The sequence below is a fragment of the Mycobacterium sp. NGS68 genome, from assembly GCF_059812195.1.
In genome coordinates this window covers 68,198-91,362 of record NZ_JCALCE010000026.1, presented here as the reverse complement: position 1 = coordinate 91,362, position 23,165 = coordinate 68,198, and the positions used below count along the sequence as shown (strand labels likewise).

Below are 23,165 nucleotides of genomic sequence, written 5' to 3'. Positions count from 1 at the left end.
TTTCCTGCGGAAATGAGGGGCTTTTGCGTCTGCTCGCGGGGGTGCGGTAGATAGTAAGGCTATGAATCTTGATCCGCGGACGCCCGTCGTCGTCGGCGTCGGGCAGGCGGCCGAGCGCATCGACGACCCCGACTACCGGGCCATGTCACCCGTCGAGCTGGCCGCAGCCGCAGCTCAGGCCGCTCTCGACGATTGCGGCGCTGCTGCCGTCGCGCCGGCCATCGACACCATCGCCGCCCTGCGGCAATTCGAGATCTCCGGGCCGGCGGCCAACGCTCCGCTGGGCCGGTCCAACAACTACCCGCGCTCGGTGGCCAAGCGCATCGGCGCTGAGCCGCGCCGCGCGATCCTCGAGGTCGTCGGCGGCCAGGGCCCCCAGCATCTGATTAGCGAGCTGGCCGGCCAGATCGCCGCGGGCCGCTCGGAGGCCGCGTTGGTGTTCGGCTCGGACGCGACGTCGACCCTGCGGCACTTCGCCCGCGCGGAGACCAAACCCGACTTCAGCGAGACCGTCGACGGCGACCTGGAAGACCGCGGGTCCGGTATCGAGGGCCTGATGTCGCGCTACACCGTGATCCACGGACTCGTCGACGCGCCGACGCAGTACGCGCTGATGGAGAACGCCCGACGCGCCGCGACCGGGTTGGGCACGGCCGAGTATCTGCGGCGCATGGGTGAACTGTTCGCGCCCTTCACCAAGGTCGCCGCCGCCAACCCGTTCGCCGCCGCGCCGGTCGAATACAGCGCCGACGAGCTGATCACCGTGACCGAGCGCAACCGGATGATCGCGGAGCCCTACCCGCGGCTGCTGGTCGCCCGCGACCAGGTCAACCAGGGTGCGGCGGCGCTGCTGATGTCGGTCGCGACGGCCCGACGGCTGGGCGTGCCCGAGGAGAAATGGGTGTACCTGCGCGGCCACGCCGACCTGCAGGAGCAGGGCATGCTGGACCGCCCCGATCTGGGGCATGCGCCGTCCGCGGTGATGGCGGTGCGCGGGGCGCTGGACATGGCGGGCATCGGCATCGACGACGTCGCCACCTTCGACCTGTACAGCTGTTTTCCGGTGCCGGTGTTCAACATCTGCGACGGCATGGGCCTCGCGCCCAACGACCCGCGCGGCCTGACCCTGACCGGCGGGCTGCCGTTCTTCGGCGGCGCGGGCAACAACTACTCGATGCACGGCGTCGCCGAGACCGTGGCCCGGATGCGCCGCGAGCCAGGGCAATTCGGGCTGGTCGGGGCCAACGGCGGCATGATGAGCAAGTACTCCGTCGGCGTGTACTCCACGACGCCGGCGGAGTGGCAGCCGGACCGCAGCGCGCGGTCGCAGGCGCACATCGACGGCGCGCCGACGGTCCCGGTGACCGAGCGGCCCGACGGCCACGCCACCGTCGAGACCTACACCGTGCGCCGCGACGACGGGCGCCCGACGGGGATCATCATCGGCCGGCTGGATGACGGCACGCGGTTCCTGTCGACCACCGAGGACGACGAGCTGATCAAGTTGCTCACCGACGGCGACCCCCTGGGGCAGCGGGTGCGGGTGCGCTCCTTCGACTACGGCAACCGCTGCTTCCCCCGCTGAGCAGACACAAAAGCCCCCATTTCGTGCCGAAATGAGGAGCTTTTGTGTCTGCTCGCGCTAAAGCTAGACCAGCGCGGCCAGCTTGCCGGCGAGGCGCTCCACGTAGGCGGCGATCTCGTCGTCGGACTTGTCGGGCAGGCCGAACAGCACCTCGGTGACGCCCAGTTCCGCCCAGCGCGCCAGCTTCTCCGGCACCGGCTTGAAGTCCAGGGCCACGATCTGCGGGGCCCCGTCCCGCCCGGCGGCGGCCCACGTGTCCTGCAGCAGCTTCACCGGCTCGTCGATGTCGAAGTCGCGCGGGGTGGTGATCCAGCCGTCGGCGCTGCGCGCGATCCATTTGAAGTTCTTCTCGTTACCCGCGGCGCCCACCAGCACCGGGATGTGCGCCTGCACGGGCTTCGGCCACGCCCAGCTCGGGCCGAACTTGACGAACTCGCCGTCGTAGGCTGCCTCCTCTTCCGTCCACAGTGCGCGCATGGCCTCGATGTACTCGCGCAGCATGGTGCGGCGACGCCCGGGCGGCACGTTGTGGTCGGCGAGCTCGTCGGTGTTCCAGCCGAAGCCGACCCCGAGGCTCACCCGACCGCCGGACAGATGGTCCAGCGTGGCGATGCTTTTCGCCAGCGTGATCGGGTCGTGCTCGACGGGCAGCGCCACCGCGGTGGACAGCCGCACCCGCGAGGTCACCGCGCACGCCGCACCCAGGCTCACCCAGGGATCCAACGTGCGCATATACCGATCGTCCGGCAGCGACTCGTCGCCCGTCGTCGGGTGTGCAGCCTGCCGCTTGATCGGGATGTGCGTATGTTCCGGCACGTAGAACGTCTTGAAGCCGTGGTCATCGGCGAGCTTGGCGGCTGCCGCCGGGCTGATGCCACGGTCGCTGGTGAAAAGCACGAGGCCGTAATCCATGTACGAAATCTAGAACGTGTTCTACCCGGATGGGCAAGCGGCCCGGGAATGGCCCCGGCATCAGCACCCGAACGTGCGCTAGCGTGGTTGATCGAATCGCGTCGCAAACCCAAGCACGCCGGCGTGGGAAGCAACAGGAGGAGTCAATGACCTACTCGCCCGGGAATCCCGGATATCCACCGGCGCCGCAGCAGCAGCCCTCCGGGGGCTACCCAGCCGCTACGCCGGCCGCCGCGCCCGACTTCGCCAAGGAGCCCGGCGAAAGCAAGCTGCCCCTGTACCTGACGTACGCCGTAGTGGGGCTCGGCCTCGCCGCGTACTTCGCGAGTTTCGGGGGGCACATCGGTGGTGGGGCCTTCGCGGTCGTCGCCGCGTTGTTGGCCGCCCTGCTCGCCGCGGTCGGCCTGGTGCCCAAGGCGAACAGCCACCTGGGTGTGGTCAGCGCCATCTCGGTCCTGGGTGTGCTGCTGTCGATCTCCGACATCGTCAACTCGCGCAGCGATACCTCGCCGTCGTGGGCGACGTACCTGGTGCTGGCTTTCGCCCTGTTCGAGGCGGTCGCGGCCGTCGCGGCCCTGCTGTTCGAGTCGGGCGTGATCACGCCGCCGGCGCCGCGGCCCAAGTACGACCCCTACCAGCAGCAATACGGCCAGTACGGGCAGTACCCGCAGCAGCAGTACGGCCAGCAGCAGCCTTACTACGGTCAGCCCGCAGCGCAGGCCGGACTGCAGGCGCCCCAGCAGGCGCCCCCCGCCGGCTACGGATCCCAGTACGGCGGATACGGCGCCGGTCAGGGCCAGCCGCAGAGCCAGAGCAACGTCCCGACGCAGAACGCGATCTCAACGTCGGTCGCGAACCAGGCGTCAGGCGGGTTCGGCGCGCAGCCGCCGGCGCAGCAATCCGCGCCGCAGCCGTCGTCGCAGTCCGGTCCGCAGCCGACGGTGGTGACGGGAGCCCAGCCCTCGACCCCCTCGCCTACCCTGCAGACGCCCACCACTCCGCCGACCGGCTTCCCCAGTTACGGCCAGCCGCCGTCGAGTAGCGCGGGCGGTGGTTCGCAGGCCGGATCCGCTCCGGTCAACTACTCGACCCCCAGCTCGAACCAGACGCAGACGTACGGCCAGGGCCACCAGTCGTCACCTGGTTCGGCGCCGGTTTAACCGGGCGCTCGCGCGCCTAGTCAGGCACATGCGCCAAGAGTGAATAGGGTGCGAGAAAGCGGGGATTACCGGGCTGCGGGCGCCCGCCAAGCACGTGATCTCGTTCGGGTGGCGTTCGGCCCGGCATTGATCGCGCTCGTAACGATCGCGGCGATCACGCTATTGCAGCTGCTGATCGCCAACAGCGACATGATGGGCGCTCCGGGCGCCATCGCCAGCATGTGGCTGGGCGTGCACGCCGTGCCGATCTCGATCGGCGGGCGCGAACTGGGCGTGATGCCGCTGCTGCCGATCCTGTTGATGGTGTGGGCGACGGCACGGACCACCGCGCGGGCGACGGCCGCGAACTCGTCGTGGCTGGTCATCCGCTGGGTGGTCGCTTCGGCGCTGGGCGGCCCGATGCTGTTGGCGGCCGTCGCACTGGCGGTGATCCACGATGCGTCCTCGATGCTGCCCGAGTTGCAGACACCCAGCGCCCTGCGCGCGTTCACCAGCGTGCTCGCGGTGCACGCGATCGGCGCGGGTATCGGGGTGTGGTCGCGGGTAGGGCGGCGGGCGCTGGCGGCGTCGCCGCTGCCCAACTGGCTGGCCGACTCGATGCGCGGCGCGGCGGCCGGGGTGCTGGCGCTGCTGGGGCTGTCCGGGGTGGTGACCGTCGGCTCGCTGATCGTGCACTGGTCGACGATGCAGGAGCTCTACGGGATCACCGATTCGATTTTCGGCCAATTCAGCCTGACCGTGCTGTCGATCCTGTACGTCCCGAACGTCATCGTGGGCACGTCGGCCGTTGCGGTGGGCTCCAGCGCCCACATCGGGTTCGCGACGTTCAGCTCGTTCACCGTGTTCGGCGGCGATCTGCCCGCGCTGCCGATCCTCGCCGCGGTGCCCACGCCGAGGCTGGGCCCGGTGTGGGTCGCGCTGCTGATCGTCGGCGCGGTGTCGGGCGTGGCGGTCGGGCAGCAGTGCGCGCGGCGTGCCCTGCCCATTGTCGCGGCGATGGCCAAGCTGTTGGTCGCCTCGGTGGCCGGTGCGCTGACGATGTCGCTGCTCGCGTTCGCCGGCAGCGGGCGGCTGGGCAATTTCGGCGACGTCGGCGTGGATCAGGGTGCCTTGCTGATCGGGGTGTTCTTCTGGTTCGCGGCGGTGGGTGGGCTGACGGTGCTGATGGCCGGCGGGATCCGGCGCCGGCCGCGGCGGCCGAAGAGGCCGAAGCCCGCTCCCGCGCCCGTCGTCGAGGAGCCGGCCGTCGAGGATGTGCCGCTCGATGACGACGCGCTCGGCGAGGACGCCGTGGTCGACGACGCCGTGGTCGACGACGCCTTGGTCGACGACGCCTTGGTCGACGACGCAGCCGTCGCATCGGACGAACCGGCCCGCGATCACGGCGAGTAGCCGTCGCCCGCGCCCGCCGAGTGTCGGGTTACGGCACGGCGGGGGCGGTTTTGCGTGTATCAAATCGACGTTCGGCGCGGCGACGGCGGCCCGGCACGCCAGCCCGCCCGGCCCGAACCCCAGGAAGCTAGGCTGCCCGTGTGCAGGAACCGCTCCGGGTACCCCCCAGTGCACCGGCGCGGCTGGTGGTGTTGGCATCGGGCACCGGTTCACTGTTGAACTCGCTGCTGCACGCGGCGCAAGGCGACTACCCGGCGCGGGTCGTCGCCGTCGGCGTGGATCGCGATTGCCGAGCCGTGGAGATCGCCGCCGACGCGTCGATTCCGACGTTCAAAGTCCGGCTCGGCGACCACCCGGACCGCCAAGCCTGGGACATGGCCATCGCCGAAGCCACCGCCGCCCACCAGCCCGACCTGGTGGTATCCGCCGGATTCATGAAAATACTTGGTCCGCAGTTCCTTTCGCGCTTCACGGGCCGCATCCTGAACACCCACCCGGCGCTGCTGCCGGCCTTCCCGGGGGCGCATGCGGTGCCCGAGGCGCTGGCCTACGGTGTGAAGGTCACGGGCTGTACGGTGCACCTGGTGGATGCCGGGATCGACACCGGACCGATCGTGGCGCAGCGCGCGGTCGAGGTGCTCGACGGTGACGACGAAGAGACTTTGCACGAACGCATCAAGGTCATCGAACGGCGACTGCTGGTGGACGTGGTAGCAGCGATCGCCACCCATGGCATGACGGTGGATACACGAACGGCGACGATCGGACGAGAGGCCTGAAATGAGCAGCGACCACATCAAGAAGCCGATTCGCCGCGCGCTGATCAGTGTCTACGACAAGACCGGGCTGATAGACCTCGCGCAGGGGCTCAGCGCCGACGGCGTCGAAATCGTCTCGACCGGTTCGACGGCGAAGAACATTGCCGACAAAGGCATTCCGGTAACACGGGTGGAGGAGCTCACCGGCTTCCCGGAGGTGCTCGACGGCCGCGTCAAGACCCTGCACCCCAAGGTCCACGCCGGGCTGCTGGCCGATCTACGCAAACCCGAACACCACAAAGCCCTCGAGGAACTCGGCATCGAGGCCTTCGAGCTCGTAGTCGTCAATCTCTACCCGTTCAGCCAGACCGTCGAATCCGGCGCCGGGGTCGACGAGTGCGTCGAGCAGATCGACATCGGCGGGCCCTCGATGGTCCGCGCCGCGGCCAAGAACCATCCGAGCGTCGCCGTCGTCACCGACCCGCGCGGGTACGACGGCGTGCTCGCCGCGGTGCGCACCGGCGGATTCACCCTCGCCGAGCGTAAGAGGCTGGCATCGCTGGCTTTTCAGCACACCGCGGAGTACGACATCGCCGTCGCGACCTGGATGCAGGACACTCTGGCGCCCGAGCATCCGGAGGCGCAGTTCCCTCAGTGGTTCGCCAGGAACTGGCGCCGCGAGGCGACGCTGCGCTACGGCGAGAACCCGCATCAGCAGGCCGCGCTGTACAGCGACCCGGCCGCATGGCCCGGCCTGGCGCAGGCCGAGCAGCTGCACGGAAAAGAGATGTCCTACAACAACTTCACCGACGCCGACGCGGCGTGGCGGGCGGCCTTCGACCACGAGCAGATGTGTGTGGCCATCATCAAGCACGCCAATCCGTGCGGCATCGCGATCTCCGACATCTCCGTCGCCGACGCACACCGCAAGGCCCACGAATGCGACCCGCTGAGCGCCTACGGCGGGGTGATCGCGGCCAACACCGAGGTCAGCGTCGAGATGGCGGAATACGTCAGCACCATCTTCACCGAGGTGATCGTCGCGCCCGCCTACGCGCCGGGCGCCGTCGACCTGCTGACCCGCAAGAAGAACATCCGGGTACTGGTGGCGTCCGAGCCGCTGGCCGGCGGCACCGAACTCCGGCCGATCAGCGGCGGCCTGCTCATGCAGCAACGCGACCAGCTCGACGCCCACGGCGACGACCCCGCCAACTGGACCCTGGCCACCGGCGAGCCGGCCGACCCCGCCACGCTCACCGACCTCGTCTTCGCCTGGCGGTCCTGCCGCGCGGTCAAGTCCAACGCGATCGTGATCGTCGCCGACGGCGCCACCGTCGGCGTCGGCATGGGTCAGGTCAACCGGGTCGACGCCGCCCGACTGGCCGTCGAACGGGGCGGTGAGCGGGTGAAGGGTGCCGTCGGCGCCTCCGATGCGTTCTTCCCGTTCCCGGACGGGCTCGAGACGCTCGCCGCCGCCGGCGTCAAGGCGATCGTGCATCCGGGAGGCTCGGTGCGCGACGACGAGGTGACGGCCGCGGCGGCCAAAGCGGGTGTCACCGTGTACCTCACCGGTGCTCGCCACTTTGCGCATTAGGGCCTTGTTGGCGGTTGCGCGCCCAAGTAGCGTCGCACACAGGGTCAGCGACAGCGGGGCGACACAATTCGAGAGGAATTGGTATGCGCGCGATAGCTATACGAACGGCGGCGGCCACCGCCGCGATTGCAACTTTTGCGGCGCTGGGCGCGGGATGTGACTCGAAGAAGGCCGGCGAAACGGCCAGCTCGGCGGCCTCGGCCGCATCTTCGGCCGCCAGTTCTGCCGCCTCCGCCGCGTCGTCCGCGGTGTCGTCGGCCATGTCCACCACGCCGAGTGCGGCCGCGAGCACCACGCAGATCACCGGCGCCAACGGCACGGCGTACACCGTCCAGGGCCCGATCCTCACCAAGTACCAGGCCTTGGACGAGAAGGCCCGCAAGGACCTGGGCGCACCGAAGGACAACGAGGTCAAGAACCCCGACGGGGGCGTCTACCAGCAGTTCGAGGGCGGCGTGATCATCTACAAGACGCAGGCCTACGTGGTGTGGGGCAAGATCCGCGACAAGTGGAACGAACTCGGCGGTTCGCAGGGCAAGCTCGGTTACCCGACCAGTGACGAGAAGGATGCCGACGGCGTGAAGACGTCGACGTTCGAGCACGGCACGATCACCTGGAAGCCGGGTGGGGAGGCCACGGTCACCTACAGCTAGCCGTTCGTCGGGAATGCCGGGCAATCGATTTGATTGCCCGGCATTCCCTTATCTGAGGAGGACGCCGTGCCGGATTCTCGGCATCGTCGTAGCGTGGAGTGGTGACGTCATCGAACCAACTGCCCCGCACCGTCGGCGAACTGCGTGCCGCCGGTCATCGTGAACGGGGAGTCAAGCAGGAAATCCGGGAGAATCTGCTCACCGCGCTGGCCGACGGCGACAACATCTGGCCCGGGATCCTGGGGTTCGACGAAACGGTGATCCCGCAGCTGGAGCGGGCCTTGATCGCCGGCCACGACTTCGTCCTGCTGGGCGAACGCGGCCAGGGCAAGACCCGGCTGCTGCGGGCGCTGACGGGCCTGCTGGACGAGTGGACACCGGTGATCGCGGGCGCCGAACTCGGCGAGCACCCGTACACCCCGATCACTCCCGAGTCGATCCGGCGGGCCGCCGACTCCGGCGAAGACCTGCCGGTGCAGTGGAGACACCGCAGCGAGCGCTACACCGAGAAGCTGGCGACACCGGACACCAGCGTCGCCGATTTGGTCGGCGACATCGACCCGATCAAGGTCGCCGAGGGACGCAGCCTCGGCGACCCGGAGACCATCGCCTACGGGCTGATCCCGCGGGCGCACCGCGGCATCGTCGCCGTCAACGAGCTGCCCGACCTCGCCGAGCGCATCCAGGTGTCGATGCTCAACGTCATGGAGGAGCGCGACATTCAGGTCCGCGGTTACACGTTGCGCCTGCCGCTGGACGTCCTGGTGGTCGCGAGCGCCAACCCGGAGGACTACACCAACCGGGGCCGCATCATCACCCCGCTGAAGGACCGGTTCGGCGCGGAGATCCGCACGCACTACCCGCTGGACCTCGAGGCCGAGGTGGGCGTCATTGCCCAGGAGGCGCACCTGAGCGCGCAGGTGCCCGATTACTTGATCCAGGTGATCGCGCGGTTCGCCCGCTACCTGCGCGAGTCCAGCTCGGTGGACCAGCGCTCCGGGGTGTCGGCGCGGTTCGCGATCGCGGCGGCGGAGACGGTGGCCGCCTCGGCCAGGCACCGCGGCGCGGTGCTGGGGGAGACCGACCCCGTGGCCCGGGTGGTCGACCTCGGCACGATCATCGACGTCCTGCGCGGCAAGCTCGAGTTCGAGTCCGGCGAGGAAGGCCGCGAACAGGCGGTGCTCGAGCACCTGCTGCGCCGCGCGACCGCCGACACCGCGTCCCGGGTGCTAGGCGGCATCGACGTCGGCACGTTGGTCAAGGCCGTCGAGGGCGGCTCCACGGTGACGACGGGCGAGCGGGTGTCGGCCAAGAACGTGCTGGCCGCCGTTCCGGGTCTGCCGGTGGTGGAGGCCGTCGCGCGCAAGGTGCGGGCCGAGTCCGAAGGCGAGCGCGCGGCGGCGCTGGAGCTGGCGCTGGAGGCGCTGTACCTCGCCAAGCGCATCGACAAGGTGTCGGGGGAGGGCCAGACCGTCTATGGCTAGAGCCGATCCGCCCCCGTCCAAGGGCCACTCGTCTCGATACTCGGCGTACACCGGCGGGCCGGACCCGCTGGCGCCGCCGGTGGACCTGCGCGAGGCGCTCGAGCAGATCGGGCAGGACGTCATGGCCGGCACCTCGCCGCGCCGGGCGCTGTCCGAGCTCCTGCGGCGCGGCAACCAGAACCTGACCGGCGCGGACCGGCTGGCCGCCGAGGCCAACCGCCGACGACGGGAACTGCTGCGCCGCAATAACTTAGACGGCACGCTGCAGGAGATCAAGAAACTGCTCGACGAGGCGGTGCTGGCCGAGCGCAAGGAGCTGGCCCGCGCGCTGGACGACGACGCCCGCTTCGGCGAGCTGCAGTTGGATGCGCTCCCGGCGTCGCCGGCCAAGGCCGTGCAGGAGCTGTCCGACTACAACTGGCGCAGCGGCGAGGCCCGCCAAAAGTACGACCAGATCAAGGATCTGCTCGGGCGGGAGATGCTCGACCAACGCTTCGCCGGCATGAAACAGGCGCTCGAAGGCGCCACCGACGAGGACCGCCAGCGCGTCAACGACATGCTGGACGACCTGAACAACCTGTTGGACAAGCATTCTCGCGGCGAAGATACCCCGCAAGACTTCCAGGACTTCATGGACAAGCACGGGGAGTTCTTCCCGGAGAACCCGCGCAACGTCGAGGAGCTGCTGGACTCGCTGGCCAAGCGGGCCGCCGCCGCCCAGCGCTTCCGCAACAGCCTGTCCCAGGAACAGCGCGACGAGCTGGATGCGTTGGCGCAGCAAGCGTTTGGGTCGCCGTCGCTGATGCAGGCGCTGGGCCGGCTGGACGCGCATCTGCAGGCCGCGCGGCCGGGCGAGGACTGGACCGGGCAGGAGCAGTTCTCCGGTGACAACCCGTTCGGCATGGGTGAGGGCACGCAGGCCCTGGCCGACATCGCCGAGCTGGAGCAGCTGGCCGAGCAGCTGTCGCAGAGCTATCCGGGCGCCACCATGGACGACGTCGACCTCGACGCGCTGGCCCGCCAGCTCGGGGACCAGGCCGCCGTCGATGCCAGGACGCTGGCCGAGCTGGAGCGGGCGCTGGTCAACCAGGGCTTCCTGGACCGCGGCTCCGACGGCCAGTGGCGGCTCTCGCCGAAGGCGATGCGACGGCTGGGCGAGGCGGCGTTACGCGATGTGGCGCAGCAGCTTTCCGGGCGCCGCGGCGACCGGGACCATCGTCGGGCCGGGGCGGCCGGCGAGCTGACGGGAGCCACCCGGCCCTGGCAGTTCGGCGACACCGAACCGTGGAACATCCCCCGCACGCTGACCAACGCCGTGCTGCGTCAGGCGGGAACGGAGCGGCTGGGTGGCCCGCTGCGGATCACCGTCGACGACGTCGAGGTTTCCGAGACCGAGACCCGCGTGCAGGCCGCGGTGGCGCTGCTGGTCGACACCTCGTTCTCCATGGTGATGGAGAACCGCTGGCTGCCGATGAAGCGCACCGCCCTGGCGCTTAACCACCTGGTGTGCACGCGGTTTCGGTCGGATGCCTTGCAGATCATCGCCTTTGGCCGCTACGCCCGGACGTTGTCGGCCGCTGAGCTGACCGGCCTGGAGGGCGTCTACGAGCAGGGCACCAACCTGCATCACGCGCTGGCGCTGGCCGGGCGGCACCTGCGTCGGCACCCCAACGCGCAGCCCGTCGTGCTGGTGGTCACCGACGGCGAGCCGACCGCGCACCTGGAGGACTTCGACGGCGACGGGACGACGGTATTTTTCGATTACCCGCCGCATCCGCGGACCATCGCCCACACCGTGCGCGGGTTCGACGAGATGGCCCGGCTCGGCGCGCAGATCACCATCTTCCGGCTGGGCAGCGACCCGGGTCTGGCGCGGTTCATCGACCAGGTCGCGCGGCGGGTCGAGGGGCGGGTCGTGGTCCCCGACCTCGACGGGCTGGGCGCGGCGGTGGTGGGCGACTACCTGCGTTCGCGCCGCAAGTAGCGCGGGTAGCGCAAGTAGCGCGGGTAGCGCAAGTACCGCGAGCAGACGCAAAAGCCCCCGATTCGTACCGATTTCGGGGGGTTTTGCGTCTGCTCGCGGTCATAGCTGGTGTTGCGGCGGCGCGGGCGGCAATTCGTAGGGCCCCGACCCGCCCGGCAGCCTGTCGACCCCGGACGCGCGGGGAGTGACCAGGTCGTCGGGCAGTCCGGCCAGCACCGCCGCCATGTTGTAGGCGCTCATCCGGAGCTCCCCATTGCTGCCGACACCCGGGTAGTCCGAATGGCCGTAGGCCCGCTCGTGCAGCTGGCCGTCGCCGTACCGGCCGCCCAGGGTTAACCCGGTGCTGGTGGACAGCTCGGTCATCCCGGGCACGTTCTGCGGGGGCCGGCCGAACACTCGCAGATCCGGAATCGCGTCGGCGACATGGTCATTCACGCCGATCAGATAGAACGCGTGCCCGGGCCGGACGCCCAGCCGTGCGGCGTCGGTGAGTTCGATGCCGGGGGAGCCGTACAGGACGACGTCGCTCACCGGCGCGCCCTGCTGCAGCGCGAGGCTGGTGACCAGCGACCCGTAGGAATGTCCGAAAGCGGTGAAGTGCGGGTCGGGTACGGCGCTGGTCACGGCCAGCCCCTGGTAGAAGGCATTCAGGCGTCCGGCGCTGCCACGGGCCAGTCCGAGGTCGATGACCTCTCGTAGGCTTTCCGGCGCGTCATACCCCAGCCACACCACGCTGGCCACCGCGTCGTGGTTCGGCCGGCCCGCGAATCGCCTTAGTTCGCTTGCCTTTCGGCGCTGCGCCTCGGCCTCCGTGACCATCTGCCCGACGCTGGAGCTGACCCGGGTGTTCAGGCCGCCGACGGTGACGCCGACGCGCTCGGCGTTGTCGACGTCGCCGACGCCGACCGCCGCCAGCACCTTGTCGGGACTGCCGTCGGTGTCCAACAGGATCAGGGTGGCGCCTGGATGAGCGCCCACAGTGCGTTGCAGCGCAGCAAGATCCGCGAGCTTGCCCGGATTCGTGTGCAGCCCGCCCGCGGCCAGCCAGCCGTTCTTCAGCCGCGCGATTTCGCGTTGCAGCGCCGACAGATTGAGCGCGCTGCGCACTTCGACGGGGATGCCGTCGAGGTTGCGGATCCCGTCGCCGAACCGCTCGCGGACCCGGTCCTGCTGGCCCGGTGTCAGCGCATGCCACCACTGGTTGACCGCGACGGGCGCGCTGCCCGGTGGCGGCACCTGCGGGATTTCGATTGGCGTGTGGCTGATTTGGGTCCGAACCTGCTCGGTTGGCAGGTCGCCGTCGGCGCCGCGAATGGCTGCCGCGAGATCCTCGTCGGCGCGTTCGGCGTCGGTCAACAGGTCCGCAATGCGTTGCATCAGTTCGCATTGCACCTCGACGAGCCGGGGAGAGGCCGGCAGGACCATGCCCGTCGGGTCGTCGATCGTCAGGTGGTGTTCCTGCGCGGTCCGCCGGATCGCCCGCAGCCGCGACTTGATCGCGCTGATCTCGTCGATCGAGATCTCGGCGGCTCGCGCGACGGCCTCGCAAACGTCGGCGTGGTCGTCGAGGATCGCCGTGGTGCGGTGCGCGGCCACCCGCGCCGCGTCGGCGGCGTCGCCGCCGAAGTCGAGCAGCCGCATGGTGTCGCTCAGCGTCGCCGACGCCACGCGCGTGCCGTGGGCTCGGCGGATCGCCGCCTCGAACACCAGGCTCACCGCCGCCGGATCCCAGCGTTCGATGTCAGCCAACGTCAGCGTCATGGCGTATCCCGGCGATCGCGGCGGCGCTGCGCTGGTCCAGCTGGCGGAACCCGGCGGCGGCGAAGTGCAGGCCGCAGGCATGCTCGCCGAAGTGGCCGATGTGGGCCGTGCTGGCCGTGGCCCAGCGATCGAGCAGCGCGCGCAGTGCGTGCGCCGACGATCCGACCCATCCCGGATGCGCGTCTTCGGCCGCGCTATGGCAGGACCGCTGCAGCGCCAGCAGTGCCTCGCCGTGGTCGGCCAGCTCGTTGCCCAAGCGGGTCAGCGAGTCCGGAATCGCCCGTAGCTGTTGCGGTATAACAACTCTCGGCTGCATGGCGGCGGAGTATTACACGCACCAGGGGCGCGGGCCACTCAGCTGTGCCGAGCAGACGTAAAAGCCCCCGACACGCCGTGCGTGCGGGGGCTTTTACGTCTGCTCGCGGGGTCGGCGTCAGTGGCGGGGACGGCGGGCCTTGCGTTTGATCCCGACGCCGCCCCAGAAGGAGAAGCCGCGGATCTTCACCGTCGGTGCGCCGCGGACGCCCTCGCCCAGAACCTTGCGGTCGAAGCTACCCATCACGCCGCGGCCGTCGATCTCGACGTTCACCTCCGGCGGCAGCACGATGGTCTGCGCGCCCATGATCGAATACGCGTGGAGCTCGACCTCGGTCGACGTGAAGTCCGCGTAGCGCAGGTCCAGCACGCCGCTGCCCCAGAACGTGAGAGTGGTCAGCTTCTTGGGCACGTTCCACCGGCCGCGCCGCTCGAATCCGCTCATCAGGGCCAGCAGCAGGGTCGACGGCGCCGGGTTGGGCTGGGCGCCGCGGCGCGGGTTGATCGGCGCACCCGGCAGGTCGGCGCGCAGCCGATCCAGCTCCTCGTAGGTGGTGGCCGCGTACGCCCTGGTGAGCCGGTCCTCGTAGTCGTTGAGCTGCAGACGCCCCTGCTCGGCAGCGTAGGCCAGCAGTTGCGCCAGGAGTATGCGATCGGTGTCACCCGCGCGTGACGGCTCGTCGCGCGCGTCCGTCGTTTCACGTCGAGCGGAGTTGCTCATCACCCACGAGCGTACGACGTTGAGCTTTTGCTGCAAGAGGGTTGGCTAAACTGCAACCTCCGTGTCGCATCGCGGCAGGTCAACGATGGCTTCCTAGCGGTCCTCGCTGGCAGTGGGCGGTGCCGCCCAGCTGGGCGGACGCTTCTGCAGGAACGCGAGCATGCCTTCGCGGGCCTCGTCGGAGACGAACAGCCGGGCCGATTCCTCGGTCAGCCGCTCGGCGTCGCGGTCGAAACCCTGGAGAACCGCAGCCGTGGTGAGCGCCTTGGACGCGGCCAGGCCCTGCGGCGACCCCTTGCCGACGTCGGCGACGAGCGCGGCCACCGCGGCGTCCACGTCGTCGGCCGCCGTCGTGATCAACCCGATCTCCGCGGCTATACGCGCGTCGAACGTCTCGCCGGTCAGGTAATAGCGCGACGCCGCCCGCGACGACATCTTCGGCAGCAGCGTCAGCGAGATGATCGCGGGGGCGACGCCGATGCGGGCCTCGGTCAGCGCGAAGGTGCTGCGGGGCCCGGCGACCACCATGTCGCAGGCGCCGACGAGACCGAACCCGCCGGCCCGGACGTGCCCGTTGATGGCGCCGATGACGGGCAGCGGCGACGAGACGATGTCACGCAGCAGCGTGGTCATCTCCCGCGCCCGCGCCACGGCCAGGTCGTATGCCGATGGTGGCGACCCGGTTCGCCCGGCTGCGCCGCCCTCGCGATCGCCAACGGGATCCCCGCCGCCGGCCTCGCTCAGGTCGGCGCCGGCGCAGAAGGTGCCGCCGGTGTGGCCCAGCACCACCACCCGCACCGCCGGGTCCGCCGCGGCCGCGTTCAGGCCGTCGCGCAGCTGGGTGACCAGTCTGGTGGACAGGGCGTTGCGGTTGTGCGGGGAATTCAGCGTCAGCGTGGCGACGACGCCCTCGCGGGTGTACTCGACCAGGGTGTCCATCAGTACGAGCGGGGCAAACCGAGCGACGTCTGCGCGACGAAGTTCAGCACCATCTCGCGGCTGATCGGCGCGATCCGCGCGAGGCGGGCCGAGGTCATCATGGCCGCCACGCCGTACTCCTGGGTCAGGCCATTACCACCCATGGATTGCACCGCTTGGTCGACCGCCCGGTTGGCCGCCTCTGCCGCGGCGTACTTGGCCATGTTCGCCGCCGTGGCCGCACCGCCGTCGTCGCCCGCGTCGTAAAGTGTCGCCGCCTTCTGCATCATCAGCTTTGCCAGCTCGACCTCGATGTGGCACTGCGCCAACGGATGCGCCAGACCCTGGTGCGCGCCGATCGGCGTGCCCCAGACCTTGCGGGTATTGACGTAGTCGACGGCCTTGTCGAGGGCGCAGCGCCCCATGCCGACCGCGCTGGCCGCCCCCATGATGCGCTCCGGGTTCAGGCCGGCGAAAAGCTGTGCGATGGCGGCGTCTTCGGCGCCGACGAGAGCGTCCGAGGGCAGGCGCACGTCGTCGATGAAGACCTGGAACTGGCGCTCGGGGCTGACCAGCTCCATGTCGATGGGGGTGTAGGTGAAGCCCGGCGTGTCGGTGGGCACGACGAATAACGCCGGCCGCAGCTTGCCGGTCTTGGCTTCTTCAGTGCGGCCGACCACCAGCACGGCCTGCGCCTGGTCGACGCCGGAGATATACACCTTCTGGCCCTTGAGGATCCAGTCGCTGCCGTCGCGGCGCGCGGTGGTGGTGATCTTGTGGGAGTTGGAGCCGGCGTCGGGTTCGGTGATGGCGAACGCCATGGTGAGCGACCCGTCGGCGATGCCCGGGATCCAGCGCTTCTTCTGCTCCTCGGTGCCGAACTTGCTGATGATGGTGCCGTTGATCGCCGGGGATACCACCATCAGCAGCAGCGCGCTGCCCGCGGCGGCCATCTCCTCCATCACCAGGGACAGCTCGTACATGCCGGCGCCGCCACCGCCGTACTCTTCCGGCAGGTTCACCCCGAGAAAACCCAGTTTGCCTGCCTCATCCCACAATTCGGTGGTGTGTTCGTGTGCGCGGGCCTTCCTCAGGTAGTACTCCGGGCCATAACTGGAGGCCCACTCGCGAACCGCCGTGCGCAGCGCCTGGCGGTCCTCGCTTTCGATGAAACTGGTGTCCGTCATTGGGGGTCCTCTCCTGATTCGGGCGCGTCCACGCGCGCCGTGCGTGACTGCTCGTGACCCGCTGCGCCCGGCTGCGCCGCGCTTGCGATCACTCCTGATTGGTCGTGACCCGCTGCGCCCGGCTGCGCCGCGCTTGCGATCACTCCCAGAACAGCGCCCACTGCGACTTGTTGGCCCGCTTGGACATTGAGTTCGGCGAGCACGCCGTCGGTCGGGGCGGTGATGGTGTGTTCCATCTTCATGGCCTCCAGCCAGATCAGCGGCTGGCCGGCGGTGACGTCGGCGCCGACTTCGGCGCCAACCCGAATCACGTTGCCCGGCATGGGCGCAACCAAAGATCCCTGCTCGACGGCCGAGCCCGGTTCCGGGAAGCGGGGCAGAGCGACCAGGTGGACGGGTCCGCGCGGCGAGTCGACGTACACGTCGGTGCCGAAGCGGGCGACGGCGAAGGCGGTGGCGACCCCGTCGGCGGCCAGCACCACCTCGTCCGGTGTCGACGAGACCAGTTGCACCGCGGGGTCCCCGGGCAGCGCTAAACCAGTTCTGGTGAAACGGTATTCGACGCGGTGCTCGGTGTCGGTGTCGTCGTGGTAGGTCTTCACCTGGAAGCCCGACGTCAGGTTGCGCCACCCGCTGGGTACGCTGCGCAACACCGCGGCGGTGGCGCGGTTGTGGGCGGCGTCGGCCAGTGCGGCCGCGACCGCCGACAACCGCACAGTCGTCGCGTCGGCCAGCGGCGCGGACAATTCGGCCAAGCCATGGGTGTCGAAAAACGCCGTGTCGGTGGCACCGTCGAGGAACGCCGGGTGACGCAGCACGCTGACCAGCAGTTCGCGGTTGGTGCGCAGCCCGTGCACGTGGGCGCGGGCCAGCGCGTCGGCGAGCACCAGCGCCGACTGACGCCGGGTCGGGGCGTAGGAGATCACCTTGGCCAGCATCGGGTCGTAGTGGATTGACACCACCGAGCCGTCGACGATGCCGGAGTCCAGCCGGATCCCGGTCCGGTGGCCCAGGGTCTCGAATTCGGCACGCACCGACGGCACCTGGATCCGGTGGACCGTGCCCGCCTGCGGCTGCCAGCCGTGCGCGGGGTCCTCGGCGTAGAGCCGTGCCTCGATCGAATGACCTTGGGCGACCGGAGGTTCGGCACCCAGCCGGCCACCGTCCGCGACATGCAGCTGCAGCTCGACGAGGTCCAGCCCGGTGGTCTCCTCGGTGACCGGGTGCTCGACCTGCAGGCGGGTGTTCATCTCCAGGAAAAAGAAGTCGCCGTTATCGTCGGCGAGGAATTCCACCGTGCCGGCGCCGGTGTAGCCGATCGCGGACGCCGCCAGGCGGGCGGCTTCGAACAGCTTCGCGCGCATCCCCGGTACGCGCTCGACCAGTGGCGACGGCGCCTCCTCGATGACCTTCTGGTGACGCCGTTGGATAGAGCATTCGCGTTCGCCGACGGCCCACACGGTGCCGTGCGTGTCGGCCATGACCTGAACCTCGATGTGGTGCCCGGTGGGCAGGTAACGCTCGCAGAACACGGTCGGGTCGCCGAACGCGGATTGCGCCTCGCGTTGGGCCGCTTCGACTTCGCCCGGCAGCGCTGACAATTCGCGCACCACCCGCATGCCGCGCCCACCGCCGCCGGCGGAGGCCTTGACCAGCACCGGCAGTTGCGCGTCGGCGACGGTGTCCGGGTCGAGTTCCTCGAGCACGGGCACGCCGGCCGAGGCCATCAGCTTCTTGGACTCGATCTTGGAACCCATCGCACGCACCGCATCCACCGGCGGTCCGATCCAGGTCAGGCCCGCCGCCTGCACGGCGGCCGCGAATTCGGCGTTCTCGGAGAGGAATCCGTAGCCGGGGTGCACCCCGTCGGCGCCCGCGGCCTTCGCGGCCGCGATCAGCGCCTCCGCGTTGAGGTAGTCGTTGGTCTGCGCGAGCCGCACGCGTGCGTCGGCCTCGGCGACGTGCGGCGCGGCGGCGTCCGGGTCGGTGTACACCGCGACGGTGCCCAGGCCCAGGCGTCGGCAGGTGGCGAACACCCGTCGGGCGATCTCGCCGCGGTTGGCAACCAGCACTCGAGTAGGCATGGGGCTCACATCCGGAAGACGCCGAAGTCGGACGTCCCCTGTATCGGGCCATTCGCGATGGCGGACAGACAGATTCCCAGCACCGTACGGGTGTCGCGCGGGTCGATCACCCCGTCGTCGTAGAGCATTCCGGACAGGACCAGCGGTAGCGACTCGGCTTCGATCTGGCCCTCGACGGCGGCCCGCATGGCGGCGTCGGCATCCTCGTCGACCTGCTGACCGCGGGCCTCGGAAGCCGCCCGCGCCACGATCGACAGCACGCCCGCCAGCTGCGCGCCGCCCATCACGGCGGATTTGGCGCTGGGCCAGGCGAACAGGAACCGGGGGTCGTAGGCGCGCCCGCACATGCCGTAGTGGCCCGCGCCGTAGGACGCGCCGAGCAGCAGCGAGATGTGTGGGACTTTCGAGTTGGACACGGCGTTGATCATCATCGAGCCGTGCTTGATCATGCCGCCTTCCTCGTATTCCTTGCCCACCATGTAGCCGGTGGTGTTGTGCAGGAACAACAGTGGCGTGTCATAGCGGTTCGCCAGCTGGATGAACTGGGTGGCCTTCTGCGACTCCTCGCTGAACAGCACCCCGCGGGCGTTGGCCAGGATGCCGATCGGGTAGCCGTGCAACTGAGCCCAGCCCGTCACCAGCGACGAACCGTACAACGGCTTGAACTCGTCGAATTCGGAGCCGTCGACGATGCGGGCGATCACCTCCCGCGGATCGAACGGGATGCGCAGATCGGGGGGGACGATGCCGATGAGTTCTTCGGTGTCGAACAGTGGCTCGGCGACCGGCTTGGGCTTCGGGCCCAGCTTGCGCCAGTTCAGCCGCGCCACGATGCGGCGCCCGATGCGGATCGCGTCGGCCTCGTCTTGGGCGAAGTAGTCCGCCAAACCCGAAATCCGGGCGTGCATTTCGGCGCCGCCAAGCGATTCGTCGTCGGATTCCTCGCCGGTGGCCATCTTCACCAGCGGGGGACCGGCCAGGAACACCTTGGAGCGTTCCTTGATCATCACCACGTGGTTGGACATGCCCGGAATGTAGGCACCGCCCGCCGTGGAGTTGCCGAAAACAAGTGCGATGGTGGGGATCCCGGCGGCCGAAAGCCTGGTCAGGTCGCGGAACAGCCGCCCGCCGGGAACGAAGATCTCTTTCTGCGTGGGCAGATCGGCGCCGCCTGACTCCACCAGTGAGATTACCGGCAGCCGGTTCTCGTAGGCGATCTGGTTCGCACGCAGGTTCTTTTTCAGTGTCCAGGGGTTGCTCGTGCCACCTTTAACGGTGGGGTCGCTGGCCACGATCATGCATTCGACGCCCTCGACCACGCCGATTCCGGCGACCGTGCTGGCGCCGACCTTGAACGGGCTGCCCCAAGCGGCGAGCGGGCTGAGCTCCAGGAACGGGGCATCCTCGTCGACCAGCAGTTCGATGCGTTCCCGCGCCGTCAGCTTGCCGCGGGCGTGATGTCGTTCAACGTATTTGGGGCCACCACCGTCGACGGCATTGGCGAACTCGGCGGCGATCTCGTCGAGTTTGGTGGTTGTGGCAGCGGCCGCGGCGGTGAAGGTGTCGGCGTGCGGATCCAGCGTGGATCGCAGCGTGGTCATAGCCACCGCCGAGAATGCAGAGCGGAGCGATGGGGAGGAGGCGGTGCAATCATGATTGATACCCCAGGAGTTTGGCGGCCAGCGCGGTCATGATCTCGGTGGTCCCGCCGCCGATGCCCAGGATGCGCATGTCCCGGTATTGCCGCTCGATTTCGGATTCGGCCATATAGCCCATGCCGCCGAACAATTGGACGCCCTGGTTGGCGACCCATTCGCCGGCCTCGACGGCGGTGTTCTTGGCGAAGCACACCTGCGCGATCAGGTTCGTCTCGCCGGCGAGCTGACGCTCCACTACGTGTCGCGCATAGACGCGGGCAACGTCGATGCGGCGCGCCATCTCCGAGAGCGTGTTCTGCACCGCCTGTCGCGAGATCAGCGGACGGCCGAAGGTCTCCCGGTCGCGGCACCACTGCGCGGTGATGTCCAGGCAGCGCTGCGCGCTCGAATATGCCTGCGCGGCAAGGCCGATGCGTTCAGCGACGAAGGCCTGCGCGATCTGGGCGAATCCGGTGTTCTCCACGCCGACGAGGTTCGCGGCCGGCACCCGGACGTCGGTGTAGGACAGCTCGGCGGTGTCGGAGGACCGCCAGCCCATCTTGTCCAGCTTGCGCGACACCTCGAACCCGGGTGTGCCCTTGTCGACCACGAGCAGCGAAACCCCCGCCGCGCCAGGGCCTCCCGTCCGTACCGCCGTCACGACGAAGTCGGCGCGCACCGCGGAGGTGATGTAGGTCTTGGCGCCGTTGACGATGTAGTGGTCACCGTCGCGCACCGCCGTCGTCCGCAGGTGCCCGACGTCCGAGCCGCCACCGGGTTCGGTGATGGCCAGCGAGCCGATCTTCTCGCCGGCCAGCGTCGGGCGCACGTAGGTGTCGATCAGCCGCTGGTCACCCGAAGCGATCATGTGCGGCACCGCGATACCGCAGGTGAACAGCGACGCGAACACCCCGCCGGGCGCGCCGGCCTGGTGCATCTCCTCGCAGATGATCACCGCGTCGACGCCGTCGCCGCCACCACCGCCGACGGCCTCGGGGAAGTTCGCTCCCAGCAGGCCGGCTTCACCGGCGCTCCGGTGCAGGTTGCGCGGCAGGTCCGCGGTGCGTTCCCACTCGTCGACGTTGGGCAGGATCTCTCGTTCGACGAACGAGCGCACCGTCTTTCGCAGCTGCTCGCGCTCCGGTGTGGTCCAGATGCTCATAGAAGCCCTTCCGGGATATCGACGTGGCGGCTGCGCAACCATTCGCCCAGCCCCTTGGCCTGCGGGTCGAACCGCGCCTGGTACGCGACACCCTGACCGAGGATTCCCTCGATGACGAAGTTCACCGCCCGCAGGTTGGGCAGCACGTGGCGGGTGACCTCGAGGTCGGCCGCCTCGGGCAGCAGTTCCTTGAGCGCCTCGACGGTCAGTGTGTGGGCCAGCCAGCGCCACTGCTCGTCGGTGCGAACCCATACTCCGACGTTGGCCGAGCCGCCCTTGTCCCCGCTGCGCGCGCCGGCGATCAGGCCCAGCGGCACGCGCCGGGTCGGGCCGGCCGGCAGTGGCTCCGGCAGCGTCGGCGCGTCGGCGGGCTCCAGCACCAATGTCTCGCTGGCGCAGGGGATGTCGGTGCGGGTGCCGTCGGCGTGCACGGCGACGTGCGGAACGTCGGCGGCGGCGACGTAGCCGGGGGTGAACACGCCGTACACCTGGCCGTCGCCGGGTGGGGTGGTGGCGGTGAAGCCCGGATAGCTCGCGAGCGCCAATTCGACTGCGGCCGCGGAGAATTTGCGGCCCACATTGGCGGGGTCCGGGTCGCGGACCACGCAGCTCAGCAACGCGCTGGCGGCTTCCTCGGTGTCGGCATCGGGGTGGTCGGTGCGGGCCAGCGTCCATTCCAACTCGGCGGGCTTGACCGTCAGCGTGGCCTCGAGCTGGCGTCGCACCAGGTCCGCCTTGGCCTCGATGTCCAGGCCGGTCAGCACGAAGGTCATGGCGTTACGGAAGCCGCCGATGCTGTTCAGCGACACCTTGAGGGTGGGCGGCGGCGGCTCGCCGCGCACACCGCTGACGCGGACGCGGTCGGGTCCGTCGTCGGACAACTGGATGGTGTCCATCCGCGCCGTGACGTCCGGGTTGGCGTACCGGGCGCCGGTGATCTCGTAGAGCAGCTGGGCGGTGACGGTGTCGACGCTGACCAGGCCGCCGGTGCCCTGGTGCTTGGTGATCACCGACGAGCCGTCGGCGTGCACCTCGGCCAACGGAAAACCGGGATAGGCCAGGTCCGCGATTTCGGTGAAGAAGGAGAAGTTGCCACCGGTGGCCTGGGTTCCGCATTCGATGATGTGCCCCGCGACGACGGCGCCGGCCAACTGGTCGTAAGCGGTGCGTGGCCAGCCGAAGTGCGCGGCGGCGGACCCGACGATCACCGACGCGTCGGTGACCCGGCCGGTCACCACCACGTCGGCCCCGGCGCCCAGGCAGTCCGCGATGCCCCATCCGCCCAGGTAGGCGTTGGCGGTCAGCGGCGTGCCCAACCCCAGTTCGGCGGCGCGGGGCAGCAGGTCGTCGCCCTCGACGTGGGCGATCTGCGCGGCGATGCCGAGCCGCTGCGCCAGATCCCGCACGGCGTCGGCCAGCCCGGCGGGGTTCAGACCGCCGGCGTTGGCGACGATGCGCACCCCGCGGTCCACGGCCAGGCCCAGGCATTCTTCGAGCTGCGTGAGGAAGGTCTTGGCATACCCGCGCTCGGGGCTTTTCATCTTGTCGCGGCCGAGGATCAGCATCGTCAGCTCGGCCAGGTAGTCACCGGTGACGAAGTCCAGTTCACCGCCGGTGAGCATCTCGCGCATGGCGGACAGGCGGTCGCCGTAGAAACCCGAGCAGTTCCCGATTCGCACGGCACCAGACGACGGGGCCACGCGCCCTCCCTCCGTTGGGACAACCGGCGGCAATCAACCAACCACTCGGTAGGTTAGCGGGTACCGCCGGTGCCGCGTCAACCGGAGGCTGCCCGTGACGGGGCGGTGGCGACACTTAAGCCACGCACACGAAACGCGTGGGTCGCGGTGGCTGAAGT

Annotated in this window: 18 protein-coding genes; 8 read left to right on the top strand and 10 right to left on the bottom strand. The window is 69.5% G+C overall.

The window, feature by feature from the left end; translation table 11 throughout:
- Positions 1 to 61 precede the first annotated feature (61 nt).
- A complete protein-coding gene (locus tag AC5Y5V_RS23675) occupies positions 62 to 1,585 on the top strand; it encodes an acetyl-CoA acetyltransferase (protein ID WP_499940355.1) in 1,524 nt (507 codons plus the stop codon).
- A gap of 63 nt (positions 1,586 to 1,648) precedes the next feature.
- Here AC5Y5V_RS23675 and AC5Y5V_RS23670 read toward each other — a convergent pair whose 3' ends face one another.
- The gene (locus AC5Y5V_RS23670; RefSeq protein ID WP_499940354.1) at positions 1,649 to 2,497 is read right to left on the bottom strand and encodes an LLM class F420-dependent oxidoreductase; all 849 of its coding nucleotides are present in this window, start codon (positions 2,495 to 2,497) and stop codon (positions 1,649 to 1,651) included.
- A gap of 146 nt (positions 2,498 to 2,643) precedes the next feature.
- On the opposite strand from AC5Y5V_RS23670, the gene AC5Y5V_RS23665 reads away from it, so the two are divergent.
- From AC5Y5V_RS23665 to AC5Y5V_RS23635, 7 genes are all read left to right on the top strand, one after another.
- The gene (locus AC5Y5V_RS23665) at positions 2,644 to 3,657 is read left to right on the top strand and encodes a DUF5336 domain-containing protein (RefSeq protein ID WP_499940353.1); all 1,014 of its coding nucleotides are present in this window, start codon (positions 2,644 to 2,646) and stop codon (positions 3,655 to 3,657) included.
- 39 nt (positions 3,658 to 3,696) lie between these two features.
- A complete protein-coding gene (locus AC5Y5V_RS23660) occupies positions 3,697 to 5,049 on the top strand; it encodes a cell division protein PerM (RefSeq protein ID WP_499940352.1) in 1,353 nt (450 codons plus the stop codon).
- 140 nt (positions 5,050 to 5,189) lie between these two features.
- Positions 5,190 to 5,828 carry a phosphoribosylglycinamide formyltransferase gene (purN, locus tag AC5Y5V_RS23655; protein ID WP_499940351.1) on the top strand — a complete coding sequence of 213 codons (639 nt, stop codon included), beginning with the start codon at positions 5,190 to 5,192 and terminating at the stop codon, positions 5,826 to 5,828.
- 1 nt (position 5,829) lies between these two features.
- Positions 5,830 to 7,401, top strand: coding sequence for a bifunctional phosphoribosylaminoimidazolecarboxamide formyltransferase/IMP cyclohydrolase (gene purH / locus AC5Y5V_RS23650; RefSeq protein WP_499940350.1), 1,572 nt, complete (start codon positions 5,830 to 5,832; stop codon positions 7,399 to 7,401).
- Positions 7,402 to 7,484: 83 nt separating this feature from the next.
- Positions 7,485 to 8,054 (top strand): LGFP repeat-containing protein, encoded by a 570-nt coding sequence (locus tag AC5Y5V_RS23645; RefSeq protein WP_499940349.1) that lies wholly within the window; start codon positions 7,485 to 7,487, stop codon positions 8,052 to 8,054.
- Between the two features lie 98 nt (positions 8,055 to 8,152).
- A complete protein-coding gene (locus AC5Y5V_RS23640) occupies positions 8,153 to 9,538 on the top strand; it encodes a sigma 54-interacting transcriptional regulator (RefSeq protein ID WP_499940348.1) in 1,386 nt (461 codons plus the stop codon).
- Entirely contained in the window at positions 9,531 to 11,522 is a 1,992-nt protein-coding gene (locus tag AC5Y5V_RS23635) for a VWA domain-containing protein (protein WP_499940347.1), read from the top strand. Before AC5Y5V_RS23640 ends, AC5Y5V_RS23635 begins: the two co-directional genes overlap by 8 nt.
- Before the next feature lie 99 nt (positions 11,523 to 11,621).
- Here the strand turns inward: AC5Y5V_RS23635 and AC5Y5V_RS23630 are convergent, their stop codons facing one another.
- The 9 genes from AC5Y5V_RS23630 to AC5Y5V_RS23590 all read right to left on the bottom strand — a co-directional run bounded on the left by AC5Y5V_RS23630 (position 11,622) and on the right by AC5Y5V_RS23590 (position 22,986).
- On the bottom strand, positions 11,622 to 13,283 hold the full coding sequence (locus tag AC5Y5V_RS23630) for an alpha/beta hydrolase (RefSeq protein ID WP_499940346.1): 1,662 nt from the start codon (positions 13,281 to 13,283) through the stop codon (positions 11,622 to 11,624).
- Positions 13,264 to 13,599 (bottom strand): WXG100 family type VII secretion target, encoded by a 336-nt coding sequence (locus AC5Y5V_RS23625; RefSeq protein WP_499940345.1) that lies wholly within the window; start codon positions 13,597 to 13,599, stop codon positions 13,264 to 13,266. Before AC5Y5V_RS23625 ends, AC5Y5V_RS23630 begins: the two co-directional genes overlap by 20 nt.
- Positions 13,600 to 13,716: 117 nt before the next feature.
- The gene (locus AC5Y5V_RS23620; protein WP_499940344.1) at positions 13,717 to 14,319 is read right to left on the bottom strand and encodes a DUF1707 SHOCT-like domain-containing protein; all 603 of its coding nucleotides are present in this window, start codon (positions 14,317 to 14,319) and stop codon (positions 13,717 to 13,719) included.
- Between the two features lie 93 nt (positions 14,320 to 14,412).
- Positions 14,413 to 15,258 carry an enoyl-CoA hydratase family protein gene (locus AC5Y5V_RS23615; RefSeq protein ID WP_499940343.1) on the bottom strand — a complete coding sequence of 282 codons (846 nt, stop codon included), beginning with the start codon at positions 15,256 to 15,258 and terminating at the stop codon, positions 14,413 to 14,415.
- Positions 15,258 to 16,424 (bottom strand): acyl-CoA dehydrogenase family protein, encoded by a 1,167-nt coding sequence (locus AC5Y5V_RS23610; RefSeq protein ID WP_499940342.1) that lies wholly within the window; start codon positions 16,422 to 16,424, stop codon positions 15,258 to 15,260. The genes AC5Y5V_RS23615 and AC5Y5V_RS23610 overlap by 1 nt, the downstream gene beginning before the upstream one ends.
- A complete protein-coding gene (locus AC5Y5V_RS23605; protein WP_499940341.1) occupies positions 16,421 to 18,508 on the bottom strand; it encodes an acetyl/propionyl/methylcrotonyl-CoA carboxylase subunit alpha in 2,088 nt (695 codons plus the stop codon). Before AC5Y5V_RS23605 ends, AC5Y5V_RS23610 begins: the two co-directional genes overlap by 4 nt.
- Positions 18,509 to 18,513: 5 nt before the next feature.
- Positions 18,514 to 20,109: an acyl-CoA carboxylase subunit beta gene (locus tag AC5Y5V_RS23600; protein ID WP_499940340.1), complete on the bottom strand. Its 1,596-nt coding sequence runs from the start codon at positions 20,107 to 20,109 to the stop codon at positions 18,514 to 18,516.
- Positions 20,110 to 20,158: 49 nt separating this feature from the next.
- A complete protein-coding gene (locus tag AC5Y5V_RS23595; protein WP_499940339.1) occupies positions 20,159 to 21,307 on the bottom strand; it encodes an acyl-CoA dehydrogenase family protein in 1,149 nt (382 codons plus the stop codon).
- The gene (locus AC5Y5V_RS23590; protein ID WP_499940359.1) at positions 21,304 to 22,986 is read right to left on the bottom strand and encodes an acyclic terpene utilization AtuA family protein; all 1,683 of its coding nucleotides are present in this window, start codon (positions 22,984 to 22,986) and stop codon (positions 21,304 to 21,306) included. Before AC5Y5V_RS23590 ends, AC5Y5V_RS23595 begins: the two co-directional genes overlap by 4 nt.
- Between the last annotated feature and the right edge of the window lie 179 nt (positions 22,987 to 23,165).